The organism is Bacillus sp. bc15 (genome assembly GCF_900142585.1).
In the GTDB taxonomy this organism is placed as follows: domain Bacteria; phylum Bacillota; class Bacilli; order Bacillales; family Bacillaceae_G; genus Bacillus_A; species Bacillus_A cereus.
In genome coordinates, this window is record NZ_FRBJ01000007.1 from 99,226 (window position 1) to 113,249 (window position 14,024).

Genomic DNA, 14,024 nt, shown 5'->3' on the forward strand with positions numbered 1-14,024 from the left:
CCGATTGGTGAGGGATGATAATCAGTGGGGGATGAACAAAACCTTCACTGATTAAAGTTTCACTTTATTAACATATCATTTAATCCATTAGATAATTATATTTGAAACAGCCCTTAATTTTTAAAGAGCAATCCAAAATTGTTAACTACCTTTTTCAGCTTATCATTTATTCAAAACTGGCTTCCAAAGCGATAAAGCAAAAATCCAATTTGAGTCGCCATTTCCTTGATGATTTTGAACTGCTTCATACACTTTCCCCTCATGTACTACTCTATCACCTTTAGTATATGCTTTTCTTGCATCCCATTTTTCATATACGGAATCCTCTGACTTTGTTGTTACATTCAAAACATCACTTCTACTAGATTCATTTCCAGCTAAATCAACCGCCGTCACTACATATTTATACGATGTATTAGCCTTCAAATCTTTATCCATAAAGGATGTATTAGCCGCGGTCCCAATTTTATTCATAACCCCAGCGCTTTCTCTATATACAATATAATGGTCAACACCTACATTATCTTCTGATGGACTCCACATCAAATCAACAGTTGTCGCTGTTGTACCCATACTATGTAATCCTTTTGGTTGACTTGGAGCCTCTATATCTGGGATTGCATGTGTTGTCTTAACCTTTAGTTTTTCGCTTTCTTTTGATATATTTCCAGCAGAGTCTAATGCCTTTATTGTATAGGTATATTCCGTATCTGCTTTTAGTTTTTTATCAATAAAAGTTGTACCTGGTACCGTATCAATTACTTCTCCATTACGTAACACTTGATATTCTTTTACACCTATATTATCAGTAGAAGCCTTCCATGTTATTTCAACACTATTGGCAGAAACTTTAGAGGCATTTAATTCAGTTGGTTGACTTGGAGCTACTGTATCAGGAGTTTCATTATTTACTAAATTTACATCAATTACATTATAAAACGCATTTGACGTATCTGCTACATCCCATACAGCTAAAATAACATGATAACCATTACGATCAGTTGGTACATTAATTGTATGTGTTAAATTATTTGATGCAGCCGAACCGTCATGTTTCACAGTTCCGATTGGTTCTAATTCAGCACGTGTTAATGGTTTGTTAGGGTCCCATCCCTTTTTTGTAATGTAATAATGCCATTTACTTGTAGAATGTGCTGCTGTATATTTCCATGTAAATGTATTTACTCCACCCTTAATTGTGTTTTTGAACCAACGATTTGTTGTTTGTTGGTCAAGAGTTCCTCCAAATAGTCCTCCTGCCGAAGCGATTTTACCATCAATCGGTCCACCATCGGGAAACCCTTTAGGTGCTTCTAGACTTTGAGGTTCATACATTACATTTCCACAATTTAAATTTAATGCCCCATAATTCTGACTACATAAAGCAGCACGACTACTCGGCTTTTCAACAAACCCGTGTGCATACGCACTTTGAGGAGTCATTGTGATTGCTGTCATGCCTGCAGCCAAAACACAAGCACCAATCCCCTTTTTACTTGTTCTTAATCTTTCCAATTTAGATGTTAATTTCAATTTCATTTTTGTCCCCCCAATATATTGCTTTCGCTAATATAATAGCAATATAGGGATAAACGAACAAATCGTCAATTAATATATTAATATCTCTCATAAATTGGTACATTTATTATTATTTTTAATCTCCTATAAAAATAAAGTAAATACAATTAAGCAATTTTGTAACATTATGTATTAAAAGAAGAATAAAAACTTCATTTAATTTCACAAAAAATTCAAATATTAAAACAAAAAAATTCCTCATGTAGGAAAAATAAATTTTTTATATTACAAAAAGCAAAAAAGTCTAGAAGAAACCGATTATATCCGTTTCTTCCAGACTTCCGCTACTTTTATACCACTCACAAATTCTTTAACCTTAAACATATACACTTGAGGTTAAAACACATATAATACCCCTACTAATTCAAACTAACGCTTAATTACTTATAAAATAACTTAAGGTATCTAGCTTAACTGTATTTTCTTTATTAATAGCTATTTTCTATCCTGTATTTCCTTACTTTAAACAGATTATCAAGAAATTGTTAATGTTTAAGAAAAGAGAAAAGGTTTAAAAATAGAAAAGATTTAAAAATACAATTTTAACTATCACATTCTAATAATTTATTGTGTTATTTTTATCTAATAAGGCACAGAAACAAAGGATGAACTTCAGTGTGCTTGAGAAAAGTTCTTAGGGTGAAACGTTTAAAGGGTATTTTAGTACTGAGTTTTTATTAAATGTTCCTGTACCTAATATTTAAATTAACGTATGTCAAAATATTTTACAATACGAGTGTTAAACGTTACATATTTCTATATAAAATGATACATTTCATCAGCACGCCTCCCTAATATTTATGCTAAATATAGAAAATTCAGCTCGTTAGGATTTAATTTTAGAATTCTCATAAAAGCATATGATAGATTAGGCACGTAATTGTCACAAATTAATAGTCTATCTACTTTTTAATTACCTATGAAAACTTTATTATCGCTTTATTATTTACTCCTAAACCAAAGAACATCTATACCTACAACTTCTTAAAACTCTTTTAGATAATCTTTCAAAAGATTTGATAGTTTTATATTTTATATTTTTTTATTGTACATTTTTGCATTTGATGTTAGGATTATGCCTATTAAAATTGAATCGTAACGATTCTTCTTTATAATTTCCACATTTTAATTGTTAAATAAAAATATAGATTCTGATATATATATTCAAAATCAGACCTACAATATCTTTATTTTACAATGATTTCGTGGCATACCTTTAGAATGGAAAGATATATGCAACAACGTGTTAAGGGGTTACAGGAGGAACAAAAATGAGAGACTTTTTTGATGATAAGTACAAAAATATTGAATTAAAAAGGAGGTTAATCAATTTAATAAGTGAAATTAGCGAATTCAAAGGAAAATTAGCTGCTTATCAGGAACAAAACCCTGACATATTTAATAGTTTAGAAAAAACTATACCACTACATTACATAAAAAATTTCACAACTATTTATGAGGATATAAAAGTTCCTAATAAAAGATTAAAAGAACTTATTTTAGATGATATAGTACCTCAAAATATTTCTGAAGATGCTATTTTCTGCTATTATCAAACACTTTCTTTTGTACATAAAAACTCCTGTACTTTATTAATTAATCCAGCAACTATACAGGAATTACATTTTCAACTAATACATTATATTACCTCTGACAGTGCCAAATGGCGTGAAAAACCTTTTATTATTCCAGGAGTTCCAGAACATGGAATGCACTTGAATAGTTACCGCATTCTTCCGCATGAACTTATCCCACGGTTTATGGAGCAATTATGTGATCAATACAACTCATTAAATACTAGTAAGGGGCTACATTCACTTTTATTAATAGCTCGTTTTATATTAAATTTTTATTGCATAGTCCCTTTCAATCAAGGTAATAACAGGCTGGCATTTATGTTAATGCAATTGCTGTTAATTAAGAGTGGACATACATTTGTAAAATATGTATGTTTGGATAAATATATTAAGAAAAACGAATCTGATTATTACAATTCGATTTATAAATCTTCGGTGAATTGGTACTGCGAGGAACATAATAATAGCTTTTGGTTAAAAACGTTTTTAACCATTATATTAGAGGCTTACAAAGATCTACATAACACAGTTCTAGATTCTATATGTAAACATACTAAAGTTGAGAGAATTCAGGATTTTATACTTAAACAAAAACAACCCTTTACTAAGGAAAGTATTCGTAACACTTATCCAGACATTGCAGAAAGTACAATCAGTAAGGCTTTAAATTCCTTGCAAGTGTTTGGCCATATTAAGCTAGTTACAAAAGGAAGAAACGCAACGTGGATTAAGATTTGACCATACTTTCAATACACATGAGGTTTAAAAATTCAATTATAACCTTATCATTGAATTTCATTTTAATTTTAAGATAATATTACTTTTTTAGTTATTTCTAATTCCAACAAAACATTTTATAGGAAAAGGTCCGCTTTCCCCCGCCTTTTCCTATAATAAAATGAAATATAAACATAGAATGATTGTCGAAAAAAGTCGTATTTTAATATTTTTTCTTTATTTTCTGGTTGTAAACGTTTCACTTTCATGTTACCATCTTAATCAAACAATAGATGGTAATAAAAATGAAAGTATTTCTTTCCCTTAGAAACATATAAACGTACGGTAATATCAAGAAAATAAGGTCAAAGAAATATTTGATACCTACCAAAATAATTAATAGGAATTTTGTCGCACTGTTTTTTCTGATAATTAAGAAAACGCATTTTGTCCCTAAACAAAATTTGTTGGTGCGCAAAATTAAAATACACTAGAACACCCAAATAAATGAAATATCCTTTTTCATTGAGTATGAAGGTATGAAAAAAAGAATTCTCCTTACAAAATTTAGCAGATTAACATAAAGACATCTAAATTACTACCTTTATCGCCATCTATTGTTGACATCATATTTACCAACTAAAAAAAGAACCTATCAAGGGCTCTTTTTATTATAATCATTCAAATTTCAATTCTATCTTAATACTGAAATTTCCACACAAATTACATCTGCTTTTTGCTCCCAATTATTGAATTAATAATATAGCACATCAAATTTATTAATTCTTATCTCCAATTAGTTTAAATTAGTGAATAAAATTCAATCATATAAAAATAATAAATACAACTAATCGTTATATATTAAAGAGGTGTCAATTTTGTCCTTAAATGAAGAGACCTTAGAAACTAAGACAGATAAAACCATTGAAAAGATCCAAACAAGTAACTTAAAAGAACTTAAAAATACATTAGATAACATCTTTGATATTAGTGCAGATTTAATTGAACATCCTTTGCAATTAAAAACAAACACGAATATTTTACTATATTATTTCGAAGGCCTTACAGATGGTGTTGCATTAAAAACCAATGTTGTTACACCATTATTACAAGAAGTAAATGAAGACAGTCAAATATTTAATTCTAATATTATTGCTACTCATACCAAAATAGTATATACATGGAATGAAATTAAAGAAGGATTACTTGAGGGGCAATGTGTACTGTTTATGGAAGGAGAAAAGCGTTCACTTCTAATAAATACAAAAGGCTGGGCAGAGAGAGCAATTCAAGAGCCAATTTCAGAAGTTACTATAAAAGGATCCCATGATGGATTTATTGAAAATGCCACAAAAAATATAGGTCTTATCCGTCGATATATTCCTTCTACAGAGTTAAAAATCAAAAAGCTGACGATTGGAGAAAGAGCCACTTCTTTAGTCTATTTAATTTACTTAGGTGATGTAGCAAACGCAGATGTAGTCCAAGAAATTGAAACTAGAATCTGTAAAATCAAAACAGATGCGGTATTAAGTATTGGAGAGCTATCTAATTATACAAAAGATCAAAATTGGACTCCTTTTCCACAGGCTTATTTAAGCGAGCGCCCAGACGCCATTTCAAATCATATACTTGATGGGAAAGTAGCAGTATTAATGGATAGATCCCCTGGTGCAATGGTTGTTCCTATGAATTTGATTGGATTTTTTCAAACCCCAGATGACTATAATATTCATTGGCTCATCGCATCATTTTTTCGCTTATTACGATTTGCAGGATTTATTATAGCTATTTTTTTACCCGCATTTTATATTGCTATAGTCTCTTTTCACTTTGAAATTATTCCTATAGACTTATACACTTCTATTGCAACATCAAGAGTCAAAGTCCCTTTTTCTCCCTTATTGGAAGCTTTTATAATGGAAATTACACTAGAAATGCTACGTGAAGCTGGTATTCGCTTACCACAACCAATTGGACAAACTATTGGAATCGTTGGAGGGATTGTAATTGGGCAGGCGGCTGTTCAAGCTGGTCTTGTGAGTAACGTTATGGTTATTATCGTATCTATTACAGCCATTGCATCATTTATTGTTTCTAATTACGATTTATCAAGTTCTATACGCCTTATTCGTTTTCCAATGATGTTATTGGCATACTTTTATGGCATTGTAGGTATTGTTAGTGGATTAATGCTCTTATTTGCTCATTTTGTTTCACTAACTTCCTATGGTTCACCATACGGATTGCCAATAGCACCATTTCGTCTCCAAGAGCTAAAAGATTCTTTTGTAAGATTTCCTATTTCCATGATCACCACCCGCTCGAGTACAGGACAGCCAAAACAAAAAAAGAAAAAAGAAGGTGGTTCGCATGGAAAATAGTAAATTCCAAAACATAACTTTATTTGAATTTATTATTTTCATTCATTCACTGCAACTAGCATCAGGAATGCTAATTATGCCAAGCCCACTTGCTACTACCGCTGGCACAGATGGCTGGATTTCTATCATTCTGGGTTGGATAACTACTTCTATAATTGGCGTATTTATTATATTAATGTTACAAAAAAATCCTAACAAAAACTTCTCACAGATTTTAAAAACGTACTTTGGTAAATGGCTTGGGACAATTTTTCTTCTTTTATACGCCTTTTATCTATTTTTTGCTGGCTTTAATACTTTATTAAAGGCAACTGATATTGTAAAAGTGTGGATATTCCCTTCCATTCCCGCTTATCAAATCACCATATTATTATTATTGCCTTTTATTATTTTAGCACTGAGTGGGTTAAGGGCTCTTACTAGTTATTCTATGCTTGTTTTCTTCTTTACTACTTGGATGCCATTATTTCTTCTTTTTTCATTAAAGAGTATGTATGCTCCTTTACACCTACTACCTATTTTTAAAGATGGTATATACCCTATTGTACAAGCAACGAAAGATACCATTACCCCTTATGCGGGCTTAGAAATTGCATATTTTATTTATCCGTTCTTACAAAAAAAACAAAAAGCCATAAAAGGAATACTAATAGCGAATACTGGAACCATGTTTTTCTATCTCTATGTGACTATTCTTTCTTATATATACTTTAGTCCGGAGGGGATAAAAGACGTAATTTGGCCAGTATTTCATCTGTTAAAAGGGGTTCGTTTTTCTTTCATAGAACGATTAGAAATTATATATATCGCTTACTATTTAATTGTATTTTCCACTACAATATATCCATATTTATTTTTCAGTTTTGAGTCTGTAACCATTTCACTTCAAAAAAACGCCCGCAATTGGGCGCTACTTGCTTTTATGTTACTTATAGTTGGCCTATTTATTTTCCTAAATCCCGATGTGGATCAATATTTGTTTATATATTCTCTTATGGATATCTTAAATGTCGTTTTCTTTATTCTATTACCAATCTTATTTTTCGCTTACAGTATTCTTTTTACTTGGATTACTAGGAGGAAACAACTTTGATTCAAAAATGGATATGGATTGTAATTTGTTGTGTATATATAATTGGTTGTAGTCAGAGAATTCCTCTTGAGAAGGTTTCATTAATCCTATTAATTGGCTTGGATAGAACCCATAATGGAGACATAAAAGTTGGCACAAGCATCCCACTCTTTCATCATAAACAGCAACAAAGTACTATAGAGCATTGGACACAGGCATCCACTGTATATAATGGATTCAGCAAGATAGATACGAAGTTAACGGGCTATATGACAGCCTCAAAAGCTGAAATTATTTTAATTGGGAAAAAATTAGCACAAGAATCAAATTGGTTGCAGGAACTTGATTCTTCTTACCGTGATCCTTACGCTACCATTAATGCTAAAGTAGTACTTGTTGATGGACCTGTAGAAGAAATTTTTACAATTAATAAGCCAGATAAACCATCACTACCATCTTATATAAGTAGTGTAATCGAATCCTCCATTCAAAATAATCAATCCGTTTCTTCTACGATTCAACAACTAACGAGAGAACAAAATGAAGAAGGAATGACGCAAATTGTTCCAGTTATCAAAAAAACAAAGAATGAAATTGACACGATAGGAATTGCACTTTTAGATCGCCAAGGAAAATTTTCAACTCGTATCCCTAAAAAAGATGTTAAGTTCTTCAATCTTATAAATAAGTCAAAACTTACAGGCCGGATGATTCTACACCTTGAGCTTCCTCCTAAAAAATCCAACAAAAAAACAAACACTTCTATCTTCGTACAGAATGCGACAAGGAAGATAGATGTTAATTTTAAAAACGGAAAGTTTGTATTTAATCTCGATATAAACGCTAATGTAGCCTTAGTAGAAAAAACCAATGCGAATTTAATTAAGGAGCATTATGATAATAAAAAAAACATAAATAATTTAGAAAGCGCTATCGAAAAAGAAATTAATAAGGAATTACAAAATATGTTGGATGAAATACAGCAGAATAAAATTGATCCAATCGGATTATCATTATATGCTAGAGCTTTTCAATATAAAGAGTGGAAAGAACGAAAAGAAGATTGGTTGAAAGCGTTAGCAGAGGCTAAAATAAATGTAAAGACACACGTCAAAATAAAAGATACTGGGACCATTAGAAATTAGACTAGTCTATTCTTCTGCTTAAAATTATTTCTAAGTGGAATTTTTCATCTTCTATAATTATGATGTAAAAGATAATAACTCAAAGAAAAATCTACTGGTTAAATGCTAACCAATAGATTTTTTTATCTAAGGATTCTTTTAAAGGTACAACAATTTTACTGTAGTAATCAAGGACTGGTTTCTAATTTTAGTTACTGGAGAGTATAATCCCTACCAGCTTTCATCCCAATAGCAACTCAATGATATAACATTAAAGATATAATCCCTTAACTTAGGGATTTTGACTTTTCAAATTTATACCAATGTCTTAGTTCTATGTACTTTGATATATATATGTCCACATCAATATGTTATTGCATCATATACTGAATAGATAATTTAAATTACTTTTAAAAAGGATGATGAGGATGAACCTAGATGATATACAAAAATCCTATGGCGTAATTGTAAGTTTAGGAGGATTGTGTCAAGTCACTAACCAAATCAAAAGGCACCATTTAAGAACATTTTCTGGACCTTTAGATTGGTTTTATTATCCATCACTTTCAGATGTAAACAGATTACTTCAAAGTCGGTTTGAAAAATTTATGAAGTTGGAAAATATGGTCATAGAAGGTTCAGAAAGTTACGGTCTTATTGAATCAGAATTTGATAATCAAACTAAATGGGCAGAACGAATTACCTATTGTATAAAGGACACTTATTATAATTGTTTTTCAATGCATGACTTTCCTATTGAATCAGAAAAGGATTGGAAATCAACTTATCCTTCTTTTAAAGCTAAATTAGACACTAGAATTAATCGATTCCTTGAAAAAATAAATAGTAGTGAATCGATTTTATTCATTAGGATTTGGGGAAATCGAGATGAAGCGATTGAATTAAAAAACGTATTATCCGAAATTACAAATAAAGATTTTAATATTCTTATTGTCAATTTTAAGGAGGATATATCTAATATCGTTGAACAAAATTGGGGAATATCAAGGGTTTGTTCAATTGAACTCCCACGTTATCAGGATAGATGGGAAGGTGATGATTCCGATTGGGATTATATTTTAAATAAAATAACATTAACTTAATACTTTTCTTTTTACTTTTAACATGATTTTTCCAGTAAATTAAAATAGGTGTAGAGAAATAAAATTCCCATCTAATTGATACACACTTAATTAATAAACCGTTCATATAATAATTCATAAGTCCTTCTTTATTGAATAAATGGTTCTTTACAAAATTGATTCCATCACTAGAGCACCTTTATACGGTGCTCTTTTTTAAATTTGTAAAATCTACAATTTAATATTTGTTCACTTTTCCTTTAAATAGTTAATTTCCTTCTTAGATTTTTCATTATAAGCTTCTTCAATTCCTTTGATTCCCCTCCCCTTCTTTTATCTTATAAACAAGCAATTTCTTTCATTAGTATTAAATAAAATAAAGCATTGATTTTAAAATAACCTAATTTACATAAGATTGAGAATAAACTACAGTGCGTATTCTTCACGTTTAATCAGCATTTGAATTATAAATCTAACATATATTTTTTAGTTGATTGTCATTATGGTACAACCGTGTATACATTTATCAAACAAACTACATAGTTTAAATTAGTAAAATATATAGAGAGGAAGGAAATAAATCTATGAAAGTCATAATTTTGTGTGGCGGAAAAGGGCTTCGGATGCAAGGAATTTTAGAGGACATTCCCAAACCATTAGTTCGAGTTCAAGGAAAGCCTCTCCTCTTGCATATAATGAATTGGTATAGAAAATATGGACATTCTGATTTCATTTTGCCCTTAGGATATAAAGGTGAGAAAATTAAAGAATATTTTATGGACTTTAGCTGGAAAGAGAATGACTTTAGTTTGAATTTTAAAACCAGTCAATATACGCTACTTCAGGAATTAGAAAATTGGAATATACACTTTATAGATACAGGAATTGATACAATGACCGGGGCAAGACTAAAAAAACTTGAATCCTTTGTACAGGGTGAAACCTTTTTATTAACTTATGGTGACGGATTAGCCAATATAGATATTGATCAACTAATAGCATTCCATAAAGAAAAAGGAAAAATTGCTACATTAACTGGAATTAAAAAAAATAGTCAATACGGCCTATTGGAGGTCGAAGATGGAATTGCTATTGATTTTAAAGAAAAACCATTACTTGATGAAGTAATTAATGGCGGTTTTTTTGTATTTAACAAAGAAATATTCGATTATTTAAGTAATAATGATGATTGTGTTCTAGAAGAAGATCCTCTTCGAAATTTAATAAAAGACAATGAGCTCGCAGTCTATGAACACAATGACTTTTGGGCTAGTGTCGATACACCTAAAGATTTAAAAACTGTAAATGAAAGTTGGAATCCAAATAAATTTTAGTGGAGAGGACTGAATAAGCATTGAACTCTAATGATAAAAAAATAAGTTTACCTCGATTGTATATCCCCTCTAATGAGAAAATAGTTAACCCACTTTCAACAGGAATTAAAGCTTCAAATCTCTCCAAAAAAAATACTCAAAAAAGACATCCCCAATTCTATAATCAACAACATGATCTAAATAATCATTTCTGCGTCATTGTAGGTAGTGAGTATGTCTTGAAAATTATTGCTTTACAGCAATCACTAATGCAGTACTCAGAAAAATTCACATTGTGGATTTGTTGTATAGATCCTTTTGCATATTCACTATTAAAAGAAATGAGTTTAATTAATGTAAACCTTTTACAAGTTGAAGAATTAGAAGATCGTGAACTAAAAGCAATTAAGAGAAAAAGAAAAGTAAATGAATATTGTTGGACTTTAAAATCTGTCTTGATAGAATATTTATTGGTCAATTATGATTTACCATCTATTCTATATTGTGATGGTGATTTATGCTTTTTCTCTGACCCTAATATTATTTTTGAGGAATGGGGTGACCATTCTATTTTCCTAACCCCCCAAAGAGATCGTGATTGGGTAGAAAAGATGTATGGAAAATATCAGGCCGGTCTAATTGGATTTAAGAATGATCTCTATGGACTAAAAAGTGTAAGATGGTGGAAAAATAAATGTATAGATTGGTGCAGTGCCGAGGCTGAGGAGGGGAAATTTGGAGACCAAAAGTATTTAGATTATATCCCTATATATTTTCCAAAAGTAAAAATTTCAAATAACTTAGGTATAAATGCTGCGCCTTGGAACTGTATATATAATAACGATTATAAAATTGACAAGACTAAAAACGATGTATTTATTGAAAACGACAAACTAGTTGTTTACCATTTTGCATGTATTACTATCTTTACTGAAAATGATTTTGACCTTTGGTCTTTGGGAGAAATTTCAATACCCAATAATATATTAAACCATATTTACACTCCGTATTTAGAGAGAATTCAATTTGTTTTAAAGCAATTAAAGGATAAATTCAATAAAGATACTAAACAATTTTTAAGTAAAAAAGATATAAATAAAGCTCAAACTTTATATAAAGATTCACAATTAAGAAGAAAAATGAATCAATCCAATCATTTTATGAACTTTTCCATGATTATAAGTAAAGAACGATTAATTCAAGGATTGACCTCTTATTATTCCTTAGAAAATTTCAACGCTAAATTTACTGTATGGATCTGTTGTATGGATGATTTAACTTATCAAATATTAGAGAAATTAAAATTAAAGCACGCCATACTAATTCCAGTAAAAGAAATTGAAAATCATGAACTCCTCAGTATAAAAAATGATAGAAGTTTACAAGAATATTGTTGGACATTAAAAGCGCCCCTATGTCTACATGTCCTTAGTCTTTATCCGGAAGTTGATCACATTATATATTGTGATGCTGATATGTATTTCTTTACAGCACCTAATATCATTCTTGATGAGTGGTGGAAATACTCTGTATTCCTTTGCCCTCAAAGAAGTTCTACTGCAATTGAAAGCATACACGGTATATACCAAGCTGGTTTAGTAGGCTTCAAAAACGATCAAAATAGTAAAGAAATTTTAACATGGTGGAAAGATAAATGCCTAGAATATTGTAATAATCATTATGATGTTGAAATGAATAGATGGGGTGACCAAAAATATTTAAATCACATTCCTAACATCTTTTCTAATATAAAAATTATGACTCATAAAGGTATTGATGCAGCACCTTGGAATGTCATTTTAAATAGCAGTTCTATATCCAAAACAGATAATAAAGTTTTTATTGATCAAGATGAATTAATAGCTTTTCATTTTGGAAGTATGCAAATTATTAATCCAAACGAGTTCGATTTATGGAAACAAGAAACTTTAGAATTACCTCCAGCAGTTTTAGATTATATATACATTCCTTATATTGAACAATTGAACAAGACATGTCATACCCTTCATAATACTTTTCAAAAATCTCCCTCCTCTTTATTTGCTGACCAAATTGATACAACAACAATAAAAAATTATTTTAAATACCCCTCCCCTCATCACAATTAAGACTGATACTTTCCTTATTTAAAAATAAATCTATTTATTTCAGCAACTAAAAATACATCTTAATAAAGGATAGATTATCACTATGATTGCTTCATTTAAAAATAAAACTTTCCTTATTACTGGTGGATACGGTTTTATTGGTTCTCACTTGGCACGAAGACTTTTAAATTTACAAGCAAAAATTGTTCTTTTCATAAGAACACCATCAAACTCTTGGAGACTAAAGGATATTCTAAAATATATTGAAACCTATGAAATAGATATACGAGATAAAAAACAAGTACAAGATGCAATAAAGAAAATTAATCCCGATTATATCTTTCACCTGGCAGCCTATGGTGTAAATTCTGCCCATACAGATTACATCCATGCTATAGAAACAAATGTTATAGGGACTTGTAACATTATTCAAGCAGCAAAATTGGTGAATTGTAAAAAAATCATCAATTTTGGGAGTAGTTCTGAATACGGTAACAAGATGGAACCTATTCATGAAAATATGTTACTAACTCCTGTGGACATCTATGGAAGTACCAAAGCTGCTGCTACTATACTCGCCCATCAAATTGCTAGCGAAAACAATACTAATCTTATAACATTAAGACCTTTTGGCATATTCGGAGAAGGCGAAGAGCCGCATAAAATTTTTAGCTATATAATCTTGCGAGTATTACAAAACAAAGATGTAAATTTAACTTTATGTAATCAATTAAGAGATTATTGTTATATAGAAAATGTAATAGATGCCTGTATCCTAGCAGTAGAAAATACTACTGTACAAAATGAAATCTTTAATATTGGGAGCGGCACTATTCACCCCTTGAAACATTATGTAGAATTATTATTCAAACATTTGAAAACCAATTCCAGACCAAATTACGGTGCAATTTCCTCTAGAACAAATGAAAGATGGGTTCCTGAAGCAGATGTGCAAAAAATAAAAAACTCTCTTTCCTGGGAACCTAGAATTAATATTGAAGAAGGAATTATAAAAACTGTTAATTGGTATAAAAATAATAAACATTTATACCTAACCCCCTAAAAATAGGGTACTAAAGGAGGTGGACTA

At 30.2% G+C, this 14,024-nt stretch carries 9 protein-coding genes; 8 read left to right on the forward strand and 1 reads right to left on the reverse strand.

What is annotated here, in order from left to right:
• Positions 1 to 162 precede the first annotated feature (162 nt).
• Positions 163 to 1,539: a lytic polysaccharide monooxygenase gene (locus tag BUA87_RS21165; RefSeq protein ID WP_072940715.1), complete on the reverse strand. Its 1,377-nt coding sequence runs from the start codon at positions 1,537 to 1,539 to the stop codon at positions 163 to 165.
• Between the two features lie 1,310 nt (positions 1,540 to 2,849).
• Here BUA87_RS21165 and BUA87_RS21170 point away from each other — a divergent pair.
• The 8 genes from BUA87_RS21170 (at position 2,850) to BUA87_RS21210 (ending at position 13,997) form a co-directional block, all read left to right on the forward strand.
• Entirely contained in the window at positions 2,850 to 3,893 is a 1,044-nt protein-coding gene (locus BUA87_RS21170; protein WP_001204217.1) for a Fic family protein, read from the forward strand.
• A gap of 857 nt (positions 3,894 to 4,750) precedes the next feature.
• Positions 4,751 to 6,256, forward strand: a complete 1,506-nt coding sequence (locus BUA87_RS21180; protein WP_072940724.1) for a spore germination protein — start codon at positions 4,751 to 4,753, stop codon at positions 6,254 to 6,256.
• A complete protein-coding gene (locus tag BUA87_RS21185) occupies positions 6,246 to 7,349 on the forward strand; it encodes a GerAB/ArcD/ProY family transporter (RefSeq protein WP_072940727.1) in 1,104 nt (367 codons plus the stop codon). Before BUA87_RS21180 ends, BUA87_RS21185 begins: the two co-directional genes overlap by 11 nt.
• Entirely contained in the window at positions 7,346 to 8,473 is a 1,128-nt protein-coding gene (locus tag BUA87_RS21190) for a Ger(x)C family spore germination protein (RefSeq protein ID WP_072940730.1), read from the forward strand. Before BUA87_RS21185 ends, BUA87_RS21190 begins: the two co-directional genes overlap by 4 nt.
• Positions 8,474 to 8,880: 407 nt before the next feature.
• Complete coding sequence (locus tag BUA87_RS21195; protein ID WP_072940734.1) at positions 8,881 to 9,555, forward strand: papain-like cysteine peptidase; 675 nt, start codon at positions 8,881 to 8,883, stop codon at positions 9,553 to 9,555.
• Between the two features lie 563 nt (positions 9,556 to 10,118).
• Entirely contained in the window at positions 10,119 to 10,868 is a 750-nt protein-coding gene (locus BUA87_RS21200; protein WP_000864429.1) for a sugar phosphate nucleotidyltransferase, read from the forward strand.
• A gap of 20 nt (positions 10,869 to 10,888) precedes the next feature.
• Complete coding sequence (locus BUA87_RS21205) at positions 10,889 to 12,955, forward strand: hypothetical protein (protein ID WP_016512476.1); 2,067 nt, start codon at positions 10,889 to 10,891, stop codon at positions 12,953 to 12,955.
• 82 nt (positions 12,956 to 13,037) lie between these two features.
• A complete protein-coding gene (locus BUA87_RS21210; protein ID WP_071714636.1) occupies positions 13,038 to 13,997 on the forward strand; it encodes an NAD-dependent epimerase/dehydratase family protein in 960 nt (319 codons plus the stop codon).
• The last annotated feature ends 27 nt before the right edge of the window (positions 13,998 to 14,024 follow it).